Source organism: Amnibacterium soli (assembly GCF_039544415.1).
GTDB classification, from domain to species: Bacteria; Actinomycetota; Actinomycetes; order Actinomycetales; family Microbacteriaceae; genus Amnibacterium; species Amnibacterium soli.
Genome location: NZ_BAABLP010000001.1, coordinates 466,612 through 482,553 on the forward strand (window position 1 = coordinate 466,612; position 15,942 = coordinate 482,553).

Below are 15,942 nucleotides of genomic sequence, written 5' to 3' on the forward strand. Positions count from 1 at the left end.
CGGCCTCCGACATGAAGACGGGCTACTCGCCGTCGGCGCCGGTGACGCGGCCGCCCTGCGCGTCGAGGAGGCGCTGGAGCGACTCGAGGCGGCGGCGGCCGGCGTCGCCGAGCTCGCCGGCGCTGACCCGGTCGACGATCTCCCAGTCGTGCGCGTCGGCGAGCGCGATGCCGTCCGGCGGGTCCTCGACCGGGCGGGATCGGGCCGCGAACGACCGCAGGATGTTGGCCGGGTCGACGTGGCCCAGGCCGAACGAGCGGATGCCCGGGGTGTCGATGACCCAGCCCGCCGCGGGCAGCCCGGCCGCGCGCTCCTCCTCCGTCGCGTAGAGGCGCAGGGCGATGGAGGAGGACGACGTGTGCCGTCCGCGGCCCGTGACCGCGTTCACGACGCCGGTCGCGCGCTGCGCCTCCGGCACGAGCGCGTTCACGAGCGTCGACTTGCCGACGCCGGAGTGGCCCACCGCGACGGTCGTGTGCCCGAGCAGCGCCGCGCGCACCGCGGCGAGGTCGCCGCCGGCCCGGGTCGTGAGGATCGGCAGCTCGATCGGCACGAACTCCGCGATCAGGTCGGCGGGGTCCGCGAGATCCGTCTTCGTGATGAGCAGCACCGGGTCGATCCCGGCGTCGAACGCCGCGACGAGGTAGCGGTCGATCAGGGCGGGCCGGGGCTCCGGGTTCGCGGCCGCGACCACCGTGAGCAGCTGGTCCGCGTTCGCGACGATGACCCGCTCGACCTCGTCGGTGTCGTCAGCGCTGCGGCGCAGCACCGTCTCCCGCTGCACGATCCGCACGATCCGGGCGAGCGAACCCGCCTCGCCGGTCAGGTCGCCGACGACGTCGACGCGGTCGCCGACGACGACCCCCTCCTTGCCGAGCTCGCGTGCCCGGGTCGTGAGCACGACGCGCTCGTCCTCGCCGTCCTCGTCGACGAGCACGTGCATGCGGCCGCGGTCGACGGACACGACCCGGCCGGGCACGGCGGTCTCGTGGGCGGGCCGCTGCTTCGTGCGCGGCCGCGTGCCCTTCCGGTTGGGGCGGACCTTCGCGTCGGACTCGTCGTAGTCCTCGTACGGCTCGTCCTCGTCGGTCATCCAGCTCATGCGAGCATCCGCTGCCACAGGTCGACGAAGCCGGGCAGGGTCTTCGCGGTGGTCGCGACGTCCTCGACCGCGAGCCCCGGCGTGGCGAGCCCGAGCAGCGCACCGGTCGTGGCGATGCGGTGGTCCGCGTAGCTCCGCCACGGCCGGTCGCCGGCGACCGGGCGCCCGCCCTCGACGACGAGGCCGTCCTCGGTCTCGGAGGCGGTGATCCCGACCGCGCCGAGCTCGGCGACCAGGGCGGCGAGCCGGTCGGTCTCGTGCCCGCGCAGGTGGCCGATGCCGGTGAAGGTGGAAGTGCCGTCGGCGAGCGCCGCCAGCCCGACGAGCGTCGGCGCGAGCTCGCCGCCCTCGCCGAGGTCCAGGTCGACCGGGCGCAGCGACGCGGCGGCGACGCCGTCGCCGGACACGGTCAGGCCGCCGTCCCGGCGCTCGACCCGCCCGCCGAAGGCGGCGAGCCACTCGCGGAGGCGGTCGCCCACCTGCGTCGTCGACTCCGGCCAGTCGGGCACGTGCACGGCGCCGCCCGCGACCAGCGCGGCGGCGAGGAAGGGCGCCGCGTTCGACAGGTCGGGCTCGATGACGAGGTCGCGCCCGGCGATCGCGTGCGGCGGCACGGTCCAGCGGGCTGCGCCGTCGCCCACCGCCGCGTCGACGGGGACGCCGCGACGGGCGAGCGCGTCGACGGTCATGTCGATGTGGGGGAGGGAGGGCAGTCGGGCGCCCCGGTGCTCCACCTCGATCCCGTGCTCGAACCGCGCGCCGGACAGCAGCAGGCCCGACACGAACTGGCTCGACCCGGAGGCGTCGATCGCGACGGGTCCGCCGCCGACCCGTCCGGTGCCGCGCACGGTGAAGGGCATCGTGCCGCGGCCCTCGTCGTCCACGTCGACGCCGAGGGCGCGCAGCGACCCGACGGTCGTCGCCATCGGCCGCTGCCGGGCCCGCTCGTCGCCGTCGAACCGCACGTCTCCGTCGGCGAGCGCGGCGACCGGCGGCAGGAAGCGCATGAGGGTGCCCGCGAGCCCGACGTCGATCGCGACGCCGCCGCGCAGCGGTGCGGGCGAGACGCGGACCGCCTCCCCGTCCCGCTCGACGCCCACGCCGAGCGCCCCCAGCGCGGCGAGCATCAGCTCGGTGTCGCGGGCGATCAGCGCCGCGCGCAGCACGGACGGGCCGTCGGCGAGCGCCGACAGCACGAGCTCGCGGTTCGTCAGGCTCTTCGAGCCAGGGAGGCGCACGGTCGCGGCCAGCGGGCCGGGCGCGACGGGAGCCGGCCAGACCGCCTCGGAATAGGTCGCGTGCACCATCGGTTCCAGCCTAGGTCCGCGTCGCGATCCGGGAAGGGGCTGCCGCATGACCTCCGCCGTGCTCACCGCTCCTCCGATCCGCCTCCGGCCTGCCCAACTACACTCCGCAGGCATGTCCCACCCGTCCCAGCCCGCCCGCGCCGATGCCGATGAGGTCGTCGATCTCGACGCCCCCGCGCACGACGAGGCCGACGAGGCCGCTGTCGACCAGGATGCCGATCGCGAGGACGACGCCGACGAGTCGATCGACGACGAGGCCGACCTCGCGGCGGCGCCCGACGCGGCCGAGGAGGAGACCCTCGAGGACACGGTCGAGGAGGCGCTCGACGACGTGATCCGCGAGGAGCCCGCCGAGCTGCCCGCGGACCCCGCGGCGCTGCGCGCCCTGTTCGAGCAGCAGGCGCTGCCCTTCATCGACCAGCTGTACGGCGCCGCGATGCGGATGACCCGGAACCCGGCCGATGCGCAGGACCTCGTGCAGGAGACCTTCGTGAAGGCGTTCGGCGCCTTCCGCTCGTTCCAGCAGGGGACGAACCTCAAGGCGTGGCTGTACCGGATCCTCACGAACACGTACATCAACACGTACCGGAAGAAGCAGCGCGACCCTTACAAGTCGAGCACGGACGACCTCGAGGAGTGGCAGCTGGGCGAGGCCCAGTCCACGACCTCGGCGTCCCGCACCTCCCGCTCCGCCGAGGCGGAGGCCATCGACCACCTCCCCGACTCGACGGTGAAGGACGCGCTGCAGTCCATCTCCGAGGACTTCCGCCTCGCCGTCTACCTCGCCGACGTGGAGGGGTTCTCCTACCAGGAGATCGCCGACATCATGCACACGCCCGTGGGCACCGTGATGAGCCGCCTCCACCGCGGCCGCCGCCTGCTCCGCGAGCGGCTGACCGACTACGCGCAGGAGCGCGGGATCGCGATGGGCGCGGTGTCGCGCCGCACCGCACCAGCCAGGAAGGGAGCCTGAGACCGATGACGGACTGCGGCTGCGAGAAGGCCAAGCAGGATCTCGAGGAGTACCTGCACCACGAGCTCGAGCGTTCCGAGTACGCCGACATCTCCGAGCACCTCGCGCACTGCGTCGACTGCTCCGACGAGGTGCACGTCGGCCGGGTGCTGACGGAGGCCGTGAAGCGCGCCTGCCGTGACACGGCCCCGGAGGAGCTCCGCTCCCAGGTGATCACGAGCCTCCGGCTCACCATCACCCACTGATCACTTCGTCTTCACGGAGATCCGGCGAGGCCGGATCTCCGTGAAGACGAGAGCTCGACCTAGCGCTGGAAGACCCGCTGGACGAGGTCCGCCTGCTCGGCCTGGTGGCGCTTCGCCGAACCGGCCGCCGGTGAGGCGGACGCCGGGCGGGACACGACGCGGACGTCGCGGTCGCCGGCGATCCGGCCGCGCAGCATCTCCAGCTGCACGAAGGGCGCCGCTCCCTGGTTCGCGGGTTCGTCCTGCGCCCAGACGATCTCGGCGCCGGGATAGCGCTGCAGCACCTCGGTCAGCTCCGCCCGCGGCACCGGGTAGTACTGCTCGACCCGCACCAGCGCGGTCGCGGTGTCGTCCCGCTTCTCCGCCTCCGCCACGAGGTCGTAGTGGACCTTGCCGGCGTGCAGCACGACCCGCGTCACCGCCGACGGGTCCTGGATGCGCGCGTCGTCGATGACCGGGCGGAACGCGCCCTCGGTCAGCTCCTCCACCCCGCTCGTCGCGCTGCGGAGGCGCAGCATCGACTTCGGCGTGAAGACGATCAGCGGGCGGCGCGGGCGCGCGACGGCCTGGCGGCGCAGCAGGTGGAAGTACGACGCGGGCGTCGACGGCTGCGCGATCGTCATGTTGTCCTGCGCCGCGAGCTGCAGGAACCGCTCGATGCGCGCCGACGAGTGGTCCGGGCCCTGGCCCTCGTAGCCGTGGGGGAGCAGCAGCACGACGCTCGAGCGCTGGCCCCACTTCTGCTCGGAGGCGGACACGTACTCGTCGATGACGATCTGCGCGCCGTTGACGAAGTCGCCGAACTGCGCCTCCCAGCACACGAGCGCGTCGGGGCGCTCGACGGAGTAGCCGTACTCGAAGCCGAGCGCGGCGTACTCGCTGAGCAGCGAGTCGTAGATCCAGAACTTGCCCTGCTCCTCCGACAGGTGCGACAGCGGCGTCCACTCGGCGCCGGTCTCCCGGTCGTGGAGGACCGCGTGGCGCTGCACGAAGGTGCCGCGGCCGGAGTCCTGCCCGGCGAACCGCACGGGCGTGCCGTCGAGCAGCAGCGTGCCGAGCGCGAGCAGCTCGGCCCACGCCCAGTCGATGCCGCCGGCGCGGGTCATCTCCGCGCGCTTGGCCATCAGGCCCTGCAGCTTCGGGTGCACGGTGAAGCCCTCGGGCGGCGACACGAAGGCGTCGCCAATCCGCTGGAGCACGGCCGCGTCCACGCCGGCGGGCGCCGGGCGCCCCTCGTCCCGCTGCGCCGTCGGCATCTCGAGGTCGGCGACCGCGTCCGAGTCCGCGTCGGGCTCCGGCGCGATCGTCGGGGCGCTGGAGGCCTGCGCGTCGTGCGTCTCGGCGAACGCCTGCTCGAGCCGCGACTGGAAGTCGCGGTGGGCGTCGTCGTACAGCTCCTGCGTGATGTCGCCGCGGCCGACGAGGGCCTCGGTGTACAGCTTGCGGACGCTGCGCTTCGCCTCGACCAGGTTGTACATGACCGGCTGGGTCATCGAGGGGTCGTCGCCCTCGTTGTGCCCGCGGCGGCGGTAGGTGACGAGGTCGACCACGACGTCGCGGTGGAACTGCTGCCGGTACGCGAACGCGAGCTCCGCGACGCGGGCCACCGCCTCCGGGTCGTCGCCGTTCACGTGGAGGATCGGCGCCTGCACGGTCTTCGCGACGTCGGTCGCGTAGATCGAGCTGCGGGCGTCGGTCGGCGAGGTCGTGAAGCCGACCTGGTTGTTCACGACGATGTGCACCGTGCCACCCGTGCGGTACGCGCGCAGCTGCGACATCTGCAGCGTCTCGACCACGATGCCCTGGCCCGCCATCGCGGCGTCACCGTGGATGAGGATCGGCAGCACGCGGTAGGTCGCGACCGGGTCGCGATCCTGCTTCGCGCGCACGATGCCCTCGAGCACGCCGTCGACGGTCTCGAGGTGCGACGGGTTCGCGGCGAGGGTGACGGGCAGCGCCTCCCCGGTCGCGGAGACGTACTGCCCCTCGGTGCCGAGGTGGTACTTCACGTCGCCGGAGCCCTGCACGGTCCTCGGGTCCTGCGTGCCCTCGAACTCGCGGAAGATCTGGCCGTAGGTCTTGCCGCAGATGTTCGTGAGCACGTTGAGCCGGCCGCGGTGGGCCATGCCGATCGCGGCGGAGTCGAGAGCGTCCTCCTCCGTCGCGCGCTGCAGCACGGTGTCGAGCAGGGAGATGAGGCTCTCGGAGCCCTCGAGGCTGAAGCGCTTCTGGCCGACGTACTTCGTCTGCAGGAACGTCTCGAACGCCTCCGCCTGGTTCAGCTTGCCCAGGATGCGCATCTGCTCGGAGTGCGTCGGCTTCGCGTACGGCCGCTCGAGCGACTCCTGGAACCACGCGCGCTGCGCGGGGTCCTGGATGTGCATGTACTCGAGGCCGACCGTGCGGCAGTAGCTGTCGCGCAGCTGGCCGAGCACGTCCCGCAGCTTCATCGCCCGCTTGCCGGCGAAGCCGCCGACGACGAACTCGCGGTCCAGGTCCCAGAAGGTGAGGCCGTGGCTGCGGATGTCGAGGTCGGGGTGCCGCCGCTGCTGGTAGACGAGCGGGTCCGTGTCGGCGAGCAGGTGCCCGCGGACGCGGTAGGCGTTGATCAGCTCCTGCACCCGCGCCGTCTTCGACACGTGGTCGGCGAGGTCGACGTTGATGTCCTGCGCCCAGTGGATCGGGTCGGACGGCACGCGGAGCGCGGCGAAGATCTCCTCGTAGAAGTGCTCCTCGCCGATCAGCAGCTGGTGCACGATCCGGAGGAACTCGCCGGAGCCCGCGCCCTGGATCACGCGGTGGTCGTAGGTCGACGTGAGCGTGATCGTCTTCGAGATGCCGAGGTCGATCAGCGTCTTCTCGCTCGAGCCCTGGAACTGGGCCGGGTACTCGAGCGCGCCGGCGCCGATGATCGCGCCCTGGCCGACCGTGAGGCGCGGCACGGAGTGGACCGTGCCGATGCCGCCCGGGTTCGTCAGCGAGATCGTGGTCCCGCCGAAGTCCTCCACGGTCAGCTTGTTCGCGCGCGCCTTGCGGACGAGGTCGTCGTAGGCGGCGACGAACTCCGCGAAGTGCATCGTCTCGGCCCGCTTGATCGAGGGGACGAGGAGCGCGCGGCTGCCGTCGGGCTTCGGGATGTCGATCGCGAGGCCGAGGTTGATGTGGCCGGGCTGCACGACCGAGGCCTTGCCGTCGATCTCGGCGTAGTGCACGTTCTGGCTCGGGAACTCCATGAGCGCCTTGACGAGCGCCCACCCGATCATGTGGGTGAAGCTCACCTTGCCGCCGCGGGCGCGGCGCAGGTGGTTGTTGATGACGATGCGGTTGTCGATCATCAGCTTCGCCGGGATCGTCCGCACGCTGGTCGCCGTCGGGATCGACAGCGACTGGTCCATGTTCGTGGCCAGTGCCTTCGCCATCCCGCGCAGCGGGGTGACGACGTCGTCGCTCGCCGCCCCGGACTGGACGCGCTGGGCGGGGGCGTCTGCAGGGATGGGCTTCTTGGCGGGCGCCTTCGGCGCCTCGGCCTTCACCGGCGCTGCGGCGGGAGCCGGCGCTGCGGCGGGCTTCGGCGCCTGCGCGGTGGGCGCGGGCTCCGGAGCCGCGGCGACCGCGGCGGCGTCCGTGCCGTCGGTGCCGGGAGGCGTGGAGGCGGCGGGCAGGTCCTTCGGCGTGGCGGCGGGGCCGGGCAGCGGCGGGGCGTCGCTGCTGACCGGGCGCTCGACGGGCACGCCCGCCTGCGGGGCTCCGCCGGCCGCGGGCGCGGGCGCGGGCTCGGGCGCCGGGGCGGGCTCGGGCGCCGGGGCGCCGTCGTGGGGCTGCAGCACCGCGTCCGTCTCGACCGGGTGGTAGTCCTCGAGGACCGGCCACCACGACCTGTCCACCGAGTCGCGGTCGGCCTGGAAGCGCTCGTAGAGCTCGTCCACCAGCCACTCGTTGGCGCCGAACTCCGTCGCAGCGCCCTCCTCGGTTCCGGTGGTCAGCTGGTTCGGCACTGAATCTTCGCCCACGTCATCCGCTCCCTGCAGTCGCAGCAGTAGAGGCTACGCCCGCCGCCTCGGGATCGGGGGCCGCACGGATACCGTTTCCGACATGCGTTTCCTCAGCGCGCCGCCGCCGTACGACCTCACCTACTCCGACGTCTTCCTCGCCCCGGCGAGGTCGGGCGTGACGAGCCGCCTGGACGTGTCCCTCGCGCCCGACGACGGCACGGGCGCGACCCTGCCGATCGTCGCCGCGAACATGAACTCCGTCACCGGCCCCCGGCTCGCCGCGACGCTCGCGCGCCGGGGCGGCATCGCCGTGCTGCCGCAGGACCTGCCGCATCCCGAGCTCGTGGAGGCGGTCGCGTGGGTGAAGGCCCAGTCGCCGCGCTGGGACTCGCCGTTCGAGCTGGGGCCCGACGCGCTCGCCGGTGACGCCCAGCGGGTCGTGACGGGCGGCCGCGACCACGGCGTCGTGCTCGTCGACGACCTGGGTGCGGTCGTGGGCGCGGTCGACGCGGCGAGCATCACCGCGGCGGCGCCGGAGACCGCGCTGCGCGACCTGGCGCTCGACGGCGACGTCCTGCTCGACGCCGCCACGGGCGATCCGCACGCCGTCTTCCAGGCGCTGACGGACGCTGGCCGGTCCTTCGCGGCGGTCGTCGAGGACGGGCGGCTCGTCGGCACGACCAGCCCGCGCAGCGCGGTGCGGCAGGCCGTGTACTCGCCCGCGCTCGACGCGGCCGGCCGCCTCCGGGTCGCCGCCGCCATCGGGATCAACGGCGACGTCGCCGGCCGGGCGCGCGAGCTCGCCGAGCTCGGCGTCGACGTGCTGGTGCTCGACACCGCGCACGGCCACCAGGAGGGGATGCTGCGCGCGCTCGAAGCGGTCGCCGCGCTGGACCTCGGGCTGCCGCTCGTCGCCGGCAACGTCGTGACCGCGGAGGCGACTCGCGACCTGGTGCGCGCCGGCGCCTCCATCGTCAAGGTCGGCGTCGGCCCGGGCGCGATGTGCACGACGCGCATGATGACCGCGGTCGGCCGCCCGCAGTTCTCCGCGGTGCTCGAGACCGCCGACGCCGCCCACCAGCTCGGCGCGCACGTCTGGGCCGACGGCGGCGTGCGCTACCCGCGCGACGTCGCGCTCGCGCTCGCCGCGGGCGCCAGCTCGGTGATGATCGGCTCCTGGTTCGCGGGCACGATCGAGGCGCCCGGGGTGCTCGAGCGGGGCGAGGACGGCGCGCTGTTCAAGCAGAGCTGGGGCATGGCCTCCACGAAGGCGGTCAGCGCCCGGTTCGGCGACCGCGACCCGTGGGACCTCGCGCGCAAGCAGCTGTTCGCGGAGGGGATCTCCACCTCGCGGATCCTGCTCGACCCGCTGCGGCCGGGGCTCGAGGACCTGCTCGACACCATCACGACCGGCGTGCGCTCCTCCTTCACGTACGCGGGCGCCGCGGACCCGGTCGCGTTCCGCGAGCGCGCGGTCGTCGGCGTGCAGTCCGCCGCCGGCTACGAGGAGGGCAAGCCCCTGCCCGTCGGCTGGTAGCCCGACGCCCCCTCCCTCGTCCGACCGAGCGCTCGGTCGGATCAGGGACGGGAGGTCGGACTAGGGGAGCGCCGCGAGGAGGTCGGCGGCGCGGCGCGAGCCGGGCTCCCCGCCCTCCTGGAGCAGGCGCCACATCTCGCGCTGCAGCAGGACGTTGGCCGGGGTCGGGACGCCGTGGAGGCGGCCGAGCCGCGCGATCTCGCCGTTGAGCCAGTCCGTCTCGACCCTGCCTTGACCGCGGGCGAGGCTCTGCCACGTGGAGCCGCCGGCCCGCCCGCGGCCGCCGACCGCCTGCGCCGAGTAGCCGGCGATGTCCGCGGCGTACCGCTCGTCGTCGACGACGGCGAGGCCCGCCGCCGCGAAGCACGCCTCCGCCTCCGCCCGCACGAGCGCGTCGAGCCGTGCCGCGCCGTCCTCGTCGCCGTGGCCGCAGAGCGCCTCGACGGCGTTGCCGACGTTGCGCAGCAGCTTCGCCCGCTTCCACGCCATCACGTCCTCGTCGGCACGACCCCGGAACCCCGCCGCGGTGAGGTCGTCCGCGACCCGGCGGTCGACGTCGTCCACGCCGCCGGCGGCGCGGCCGACCGTGAGCACGCCCGCGACCGGCGCGCCCTCGCCGACCACGACGCCGGGCTCGAGGTGGGTCGCGGGCAGATTCACGCAGACGCCGTGGACGTCGCCCGCGATGCGGAGCGCCGCGTCCTCGTTGGCGACGCCGTTCTGCGCGAGCAGCAGCGGCAGCGCGTCGGTCGCGCGGCGCCCGCCGATCGCCAGGGCGCCGAGCTGCTCGAGCACGCCCGCGGTCTGCTGCGACTTCACCGCCACCAGCACCGCGTCGCCCTCCCGCAGCCCGAGCGCCTGCAGCGTCGGCGCGACGGGCAGCCGCAGGCGCAGCTCGCGGTCCGGGCGCCGCACCACCAGCCCGTCCCGCTCGATCGCCTCGCCGTGCGCGCCGCGGGCGACGAGCGCGACCTCCCGCCCGGCGTCGGCGAGCAGCCCGCCGATCACGCCGCCGACCGCTCCCGCACCCACGACCACGTACCGCATGCCCGCAGTCTCCAGCCCGCTCGCCGGACGTCCGCCGACCGGGCCGCCTGCGGATCCTGCACCGGACGTGGTCGCCACAGCACCGGCCGCTACACTCGGCGCCCTCATGGACGACCGTTCGCCCAGATCCCGGGTCGGCTAGATGCTCTGGTTCGACCTCCTCCTGCTCGGCTTCGGCGTGGTCCTCACGTTCGGCACCGGCCTCTTCGTCGCGGCCGAGTTCGCGCTCGTGAACCTCGACCGGTCCGACCTCGAAGCGCGTCGGCGCGAGGGCGAGAAGGGCCTCGATCTCACGATCAACGCCCTGAAGATCACGTCGACGCACCTCTCCAGCGCGCAGCTCGGCATCACGCTGACCACGCTGCTCGCGGGCTACACGTTCGAGCCGGCGCTCTCCGCCTTCATCGAGGCCCCGCTCACCGGGCTCGGGCTGCCGGAGGAGGCGGTCGCGCCGGTCGGCGTCGTCCTCGGGCTGCTGATCGCGACGGTGATCAGCATGATCCTGGGCGAGCTGCTGCCGAAGAACCTCGCGCTCGCCGGCCCCGTGCGGGTCGCCCGCGTCGTCATGCCGTTCCAGACGGGCTTCACGACGGTGTTCCGCCCGGCGGTCCGCGTGCTGAACGGCGCCGCCAACCGCATCATGCGGCTGCTCGGCATCGAACCGAAGGAGGAGCTGTCCGGCGCCCGCACGGCGCAGGAGCTCTCCTCCCTCGTCCGCCGCAGCGCGCTCGAGGGCGTGCTCGACAGCGACACCGCGACCCTGCTCGAGCGGACGCTGACCTTCTCCGGCCACACCGCCGCCGACGTCATGACGCCGCGCCCGCGGCTCAGCGTCATCGCGCGCTCCGCCTCCGCCGCCGACGTGCTGGCGCTCGCGCGCCGCACCGGCTTCTCGCGGTTCCCGGTGACGGGGGACGACGGCGTCGACGACGTCGTCGCGCTCGTGCACGTGAAGCAGGCGATGGCCGTGCCGCGGGCGCGCCGCGCCGACGTCCCGGTCGGCGCGATCGAGACGGAGGCCCTGCGGGTGCCGGAGACCATGACCCTCGACGCGCTGCTCGGCGAGCTGCGCGGCCGGGGCTACCAGATGGCCGTCGTGCTCGACGAGTACGGCGGGACCGCCGGGGTCGCGACGCTCGAGGACTGCGTGGAGGAGCTGGTCGGCGACCTCGTCGACGAGCACGACCGCACCCGCGCCGGCGTCGTGCGCGGCACGGACTCCCTGACCTTCCCCGGCATGCTGCGGCCCGATGAGCTGCGCGACCAGGCCGGCGTGCGGGTGCCCGAGTCGGGGCTCTACGAGACCGTGGCCGGCTTCGTGGTCGCGGAGCTCGGCCGGCTGCCGAGGACGGGGGACACGGTGCGCACCGAGCAGGGCACGCTGGAGGTGCTGCGGCTCGAGGGGCGCCGCATCGACCGCCTCCGGTTCCGCGCCGACCCGGACGCGCCGGCGAACCGCCTCGAGACCGCGGCGGTGGCGCCGTGAGCGACTGGGCCGGCATCGGCTGGCTGTTCGTGCTGCTCGCCGTCAACGCGTTCTTCGTGGCGAGCGAGTTCGCCGTCATCTCCGCCCGGCGCTCGCAGATCGAGCCGCTCGCGGAGGAGGGGAAGCGCTCCGCCCGCGTCGCGCTCGGCGCCATGGAGCACGCCACGCTCATGCTGTCGACGACGCAGCTGGGCATCACGGTCGCGTCCCTGCTGATCCTGAACGTCAGCGAGCCGGCGATCCACCACCTGCTCGAGATCCCCCTCCACCTGCTGCACCTGCCGGAGGAGGCGACCGGCGTCGTCGCGTTCGTGATCACCCTGCTGATCGTCACGTTCCTGCACGTCGTGTTCGGCGAGATGGTGCCGAAGAACGTCGCGTTCTCGGTGCCGGACCGCGCGGTGCTGCTGCTCGCGACGCCCCTGGTCTTCGTGGAGCGGGTCTTCCGCCCGCTGATCGCCGCCCTGAACGGGACGACGAACGCGCTCGTGCGCCTGGTCGGCGTCGAGCCGAAGGACGAGGCGAACAGCTCGTTCACCCTCGACGAGGTCGAGACGATCGTGGAGACCTCCCGCCGGGAGGGCACCCTCGACGACGCGTCCGGCACCCTCACCGCGGCGTTCGAGTTCACGGAGAAGCAGGTCGCGGACGTGACCGTGCCGCTCGCCGAGATCGTCGCGCTGCAGGAGGGCGCCACCCCGGCGGACCTCGAGCGCGCGGTCTCCCAGAGCGGCTTCTCCCGGTACCTGCTCGTCGACGGCGAGGGGCAGCCGACCGGCTACCTCCACCTGAAGGACGTGCTGGAGCTCGACGACGACGAGTTCGACCGGCCGATCCCGGCGAAGTTCATCCGCCGCCTCACCACGGTGTTCGCCGGCACCGAGCTGGAGGACGCGCTCGCGATCCTGCGGCGCAGCCGCGCGCACCTCGCCCGCGTCGTGGAGCAGGACGGCACCGTGCGCGGCGTCCTCTTCCTCGAGGACGTCATCGAGGAGCTGGTCGGCGAGGTCCAGGACGCCACCCGGCGCTGACGGCTCCGCCGCCGCCGATGTGCACGACCGGCGGACACCTGCACCCGCCCCGGCGGATGCAGGTGTCCGCGGCTCGTGCACGTGCTCGTCGGCTCGGAAGACAGCCTGTCCTCGATCGGCTCCTCCCCAGGGGCTGAGCGCCGCATCGGCGCTGCGGAGGAGCAGGGTCCTCAGCCGTGGACGCGTGGGACATCGAGCTGGTCGTCGTGATGCAGACCGTGCTGGGCGGCGGCGAGCTGCGTTCGCTGAGCCGAGACGTCGAGCGCGGCATCCGCCGGCGCCTCCTGCCCGGCGTGTACGTCGACCGCGCGAGGTTCGACGCACTGCCGCCGCGGCAGCAGCACCTGGCGCGGATGCTCGCGTTCGCCGCGACGTGCGACGAGCCGCCGACGTTCTCCCACTGGTCCGCAGCGGTCGCCCACGACCTGCCGTTCCTCGGCGATCGGCTCGCCGCGGTGCACACCATCACGCAGCGCCGCTCCGGCCGTTCCCGGGTCGGGCTCTCCGCTCATCTGCTCGCCCTGCCCGAGGCGGACGTCGTCGAGCTGCACGGCCTGCGGGTGACCGCGCCGGCGCGGACCGCGGTGGACATCGCGTGCGCCGCGCCGTTCGACGACGGCCTCGTCGTCGCCGATGCCGCGCTGCACGCGGGGCTCGTCGGGTCGAGGTCAGAGCTCCGGGAGGTCCTCGAGGCGGGCGTGCCGCGGAAGGGCTCCGTGCGCGCGCAGGAGGTGATCGACTTCGCCGACGGGGACGCGGAGTCGCCCGGCGAGTCCATCGGGCGGCACACGATGCTGCGGCTGGGCGTCGAGCGGCCGGTGCTGCAGTGGGAGGTCCGCACGATCAACGGGGTGCTGGTCGCGCGGCTCGACTTCCACTTCCCCTCCGTGAACGTCGGCGCCGAGTTCGACGGCCGGGTCAAGTACTTCGACCCGCGCTTCACCGGCGGTGCGGCGAACGAGGTGCTCTACCGCGAGAAGCGCCGCGAGGACGAGGCCCGGAGCCGCCTCGCCGGGCTGGCCCGCTTCGGGTGGCGGGAGGCGGGCAGCGTCCAGCTGCTCGGGCCGGTTCTCGCGCGCGCCGGGGTGCGGCCGCGCAGCTTCGTGCTCCTCTGAGGTCCACGCCGTCGTGCACTGCGCCCGGACGTCTGCACCCGCCGTGGCGCGTGCAGGTGTCCGACGGTCGTGCACACGCGCCCGAGACGTCAGGCGGCGAGGGACTCCACGAAGGCGCGGAGGGACGCGGAGTCCGTGTAGACGTGGCCCGTGATGCCGATGGACTCGGCGCCGCGCACGTTGACCTCGCGGTTGTCGACGAACACCAGGTCCGCCGGGTCCAGCCCGAGCTCCGCCGCCGCGTGGCGGTAGATCGCCGGGTCGGGCTTCAGCAGCAGCAGCTCGCCCGACACGAAGACCTGCTCGAACAGGGCGCCGATCGGGGAGAACCGGAACGGCGAGCCGTAGTCGGGCGCCGCGTTCGACAGCAGCGCGACGCGGGTGCCGCCCTCGACCAGGTCCGCGACGACGCGCACCACCTCCGGGTCCGCGGAGGTCCAGCCGCGGAAGTCGAGCGCCCACATCCGCTGCGCCTGCGCCACGTCCCACCGCACGCCGCAGGCGGCGCCGATGCCGAGCCAGTAGTCGGTCGTCGAGATCAGGCCCTGGTCCAGCCGGTCGCGGTCGGCGTCGTACGCCCGCCACAGGTCCGCCGCGTCCACGCCCGCCGCCTCGACCATGCGCTGCCGGTCCTCGGGGGAGGGGGTGAAGGAGATCACCTCGCCGTAGTCGAAGACGACCGCGCGGCCCGGGAGGGAGATGCTCACGGGCCCACGGTACCCAGCGCTGACGCTGGGCCGGGTGGCACGCTGGCGGCGTGACGACCCTCTTCTCGGCGGTGGAGGCGGCAGGCGCGATCGCCGTGCCGTCGGCGGACAGCGACAAGTACTCCCGTGGCGTGCTCGGGGTGGTGACGGGCTCCGAGCGGTACCCGGGCGCGGCCGTGCTCGGTGTGGAGGCGGCGTCGCGCACGGGCGTCGGCATGATCCGGTACCTCGGTCCCGAGCGTCCGGCGGCGATGGTCCTCGCCCGGCGGCCCGAGGCGGTCACCGCCGACGGGCGCGTGCAGGCGTGGCTGCTCGGCTCGGGCACGGACCCCGAGCGCGACGACGACGAGCGCGCCCGCCTGGTCGGCCTGCTCGACCAGGCGCTGCCGACCGTGCTCGACGCGGGCTCGCTCGACCTGTTCGCGCAGGCGAAGGGCCCGACCGTGCTCACCCCGCACTTCGGCGAGCTCGTGCCGGTGCTGTCCGCGGTCGGCGTCGAGACCTCGAAGCAGGCGGTCGCCGCGGACCCGGCGACCTGGGCCGCCCGCGCCGCCGCCGAGACCGGCGCGACCGTGCTGCTGAAGGGCGCGACGACGGTGATCGCCGACGCCTCCGGGGTCCGCTTCCTGGTGCGCGCCGGGCAGCCGTGGCTCGCGACCGCCGGATCGGGCGACGTCCTCGGCGGCGTGCTCGGCGCGCTGCTCGCCACGCACCAGCCGGCGCTCGCGGAGCGGCCCGAGCTGCTCGCGGAGCTCGCGGCGGCGGCCGCCTGGCTGCACGGCGAGGCGGGCCGCACGGCTTCGGGCGGCGGCCCGATCCAGGCGCTCGACGTGGCCGAGGCGCTGCCCGCCGTCATCAGACGGCTCCTCGTCGGCGCATAGGCGATTCCTAGCCCGACCGGTGCGGTCCGCGTCGGACCGGCCGCTAGCGTCGGACGACGTCGCCGACCCGGCCGACCGATCGGAGCCCTCGTGACCAGCCGTGCCCCTCAGCTCGCGCGCGCCGCCTCCGCCGCTGCGCTCGCCGCGGCGGCCGTCGGCGCCCTCGCCTCGTGCTCCGGCGGCGCGGCCGCCGAGCAGCCCGCCTCGTCCGCCGCCGCCGCCGCAGCGGACGCGACCGGCACCTGGACGGCCACGGGCGAATACCAGACCCCCGGCGGGCAGGAGTCGGTCACCGTCACGCTCACCGCGAAGTCGGGCACGGTCACCGCGGTGAAGGTGACGGGGTCGGGCGACTCGCCGAACTCCCGCCAGTACCAGGCGGCTTTCATCTCGGGCATCTCCGCGGAGGTGGTCGGCAAGCCGCTCGCGACCCTCGACGTCGGGGCGGTCAGCGGCTCGTCCCTCACCGGCCAGGGGTTCGACGCGGCGGTCGACACGATCCGCGCGGACGCCGCCTGA

At 74.1% G+C, this 15,942-nt stretch carries 13 protein-coding genes; 8 read left to right on the forward strand and 5 right to left on the reverse strand.

Features of this window, described 5'->3' with window-relative positions:
* Positions 1 to 22: 22 nt before the first annotated feature.
* Positions 23 to 1,102, reverse strand: a complete 1,080-nt coding sequence (gene rsgA / locus ABEA53_RS02265) for a ribosome small subunit-dependent GTPase A (protein WP_345479302.1) — start codon at positions 1,100 to 1,102, stop codon at positions 23 to 25.
* Complete coding sequence (gene aroA, locus ABEA53_RS02270) at positions 1,099 to 2,409, reverse strand: 3-phosphoshikimate 1-carboxyvinyltransferase (protein ID WP_345479303.1); 1,311 nt, start codon at positions 2,407 to 2,409, stop codon at positions 1,099 to 1,101. The genes rsgA and aroA overlap by 4 nt, the downstream gene beginning before the upstream one ends.
* Before the next feature lie 112 nt (positions 2,410 to 2,521).
* Between aroA and ABEA53_RS02275 the strand changes: the two genes are divergently transcribed.
* Both ABEA53_RS02275 and ABEA53_RS02280 read left to right on the forward strand, forming a co-directional pair.
* Positions 2,522 to 3,382 (forward strand): sigma-70 family RNA polymerase sigma factor, encoded by an 861-nt coding sequence (locus ABEA53_RS02275; RefSeq protein ID WP_425550584.1) that lies wholly within the window; start codon positions 2,522 to 2,524, stop codon positions 3,380 to 3,382.
* A 5-nt stretch (positions 3,383 to 3,387) separates the two neighbouring features.
* Positions 3,388 to 3,627 carry a zf-HC2 domain-containing protein gene (locus ABEA53_RS02280; RefSeq protein WP_345479304.1) on the forward strand — a complete coding sequence of 80 codons (240 nt, stop codon included), beginning with the start codon at positions 3,388 to 3,390 and terminating at the stop codon, positions 3,625 to 3,627.
* Between the two features lie 59 nt (positions 3,628 to 3,686).
* Here ABEA53_RS02280 and ABEA53_RS02285 read toward each other — a convergent pair whose 3' ends face one another.
* Positions 3,687 to 7,553, reverse strand: coding sequence for a multifunctional oxoglutarate decarboxylase/oxoglutarate dehydrogenase thiamine pyrophosphate-binding subunit/dihydrolipoyllysine-residue succinyltransferase subunit (locus tag ABEA53_RS02285; RefSeq protein WP_425550590.1), 3,867 nt, complete (start codon positions 7,551 to 7,553; stop codon positions 3,687 to 3,689).
* 166 nt (positions 7,554 to 7,719) lie between these two features.
* On the opposite strand from ABEA53_RS02285, the gene guaB1 reads away from it, so the two are divergent.
* Entirely contained in the window at positions 7,720 to 9,156 is a 1,437-nt protein-coding gene (gene guaB1, locus ABEA53_RS02290; protein WP_345479305.1) for a GMP reductase, read from the forward strand.
* Positions 9,157 to 9,216: 60 nt separating this feature from the next.
* Here the strand turns inward: guaB1 and ABEA53_RS02295 are convergent, their stop codons facing one another.
* Positions 9,217 to 10,203: a ketopantoate reductase family protein gene (locus ABEA53_RS02295; RefSeq protein ID WP_345479306.1), complete on the reverse strand. Its 987-nt coding sequence runs from the start codon at positions 10,201 to 10,203 to the stop codon at positions 9,217 to 9,219.
* Positions 10,204 to 10,345: 142 nt separating this feature from the next.
* Between ABEA53_RS02295 and ABEA53_RS02300 the strand changes: the two genes are divergently transcribed.
* The 3 genes from ABEA53_RS02300 to ABEA53_RS02310 all read left to right on the forward strand — a co-directional run bounded on the left by ABEA53_RS02300 (position 10,346) and on the right by ABEA53_RS02310 (position 13,835).
* Positions 10,346 to 11,689, forward strand: a complete 1,344-nt coding sequence (locus ABEA53_RS02300; protein WP_345479307.1) for a hemolysin family protein — start codon at positions 10,346 to 10,348, stop codon at positions 11,687 to 11,689.
* Positions 11,686 to 12,720 carry a hemolysin family protein gene (locus tag ABEA53_RS02305; protein ID WP_345479308.1) on the forward strand — a complete coding sequence of 345 codons (1,035 nt, stop codon included), beginning with the start codon at positions 11,686 to 11,688 and terminating at the stop codon, positions 12,718 to 12,720. Before ABEA53_RS02300 ends, ABEA53_RS02305 begins: the two co-directional genes overlap by 4 nt.
* Before the next feature lie 176 nt (positions 12,721 to 12,896).
* Positions 12,897 to 13,835, forward strand: coding sequence for a hypothetical protein (locus tag ABEA53_RS02310; RefSeq protein WP_345479309.1), 939 nt, complete (start codon positions 12,897 to 12,899; stop codon positions 13,833 to 13,835).
* Between the two features lie 89 nt (positions 13,836 to 13,924).
* Here the strand turns inward: ABEA53_RS02310 and ABEA53_RS02315 are convergent, their stop codons facing one another.
* On the reverse strand, positions 13,925 to 14,542 hold the full coding sequence (locus ABEA53_RS02315) for an HAD family hydrolase (protein ID WP_345479310.1): 618 nt from the start codon (positions 14,540 to 14,542) through the stop codon (positions 13,925 to 13,927).
* 50 nt (positions 14,543 to 14,592) lie between these two features.
* Here ABEA53_RS02315 and ABEA53_RS02320 point away from each other — a divergent pair, with 50 nt between their 5' ends.
* Both ABEA53_RS02320 and ABEA53_RS02325 read left to right on the forward strand, forming a co-directional pair.
* A complete protein-coding gene (locus ABEA53_RS02320; protein WP_345479311.1) occupies positions 14,593 to 15,423 on the forward strand; it encodes an ADP-dependent NAD(P)H-hydrate dehydratase in 831 nt (276 codons plus the stop codon).
* Between the two features lie 90 nt (positions 15,424 to 15,513).
* Entirely contained in the window at positions 15,514 to 15,942 is a 429-nt protein-coding gene (locus ABEA53_RS02325; protein ID WP_345479312.1) for an FMN-binding protein, read from the forward strand.

Bases quoted from the DNA above. Each gene is read 5' to 3' on its own strand.
- guaB1 (WP_345479305.1), top strand. From the start codon at position 7,720: ATGCGTTTCCTCAGCGCGCCGCCGCCGTACGACCTCACCTACTCCGAC.
- ABEA53_RS02295 (WP_345479306.1), bottom strand. From the start codon at position 10,203: ATGCGGTACGTGGTCGTGGGTGCGGGAGCGGTCGGCGGCGTGATCGGC.
- ABEA53_RS02280 (WP_345479304.1), top strand. From the start codon at position 3,388: ATGACGGACTGCGGCTGCGAGAAGGCCAAGCAGGATCTCGAGGAGTAC.
- aroA (WP_345479303.1), bottom strand. From the start codon at position 2,409: ATGGTGCACGCGACCTATTCCGAGGCGGTCTGGCCGGCTCCCGTCGCG.
- rsgA (WP_345479302.1), bottom strand. From the start codon at position 1,102: ATGAGCTGGATGACCGACGAGGACGAGCCGTACGAGGACTACGACGAG.
- ABEA53_RS02300 (WP_345479307.1), top strand. From the start codon at position 10,346: ATGCTCTGGTTCGACCTCCTCCTGCTCGGCTTCGGCGTGGTCCTCACG.
- ABEA53_RS02275 (WP_425550584.1), top strand. From the start codon at position 2,522: ATGTCCCACCCGTCCCAGCCCGCCCGCGCCGATGCCGATGAGGTCGTC.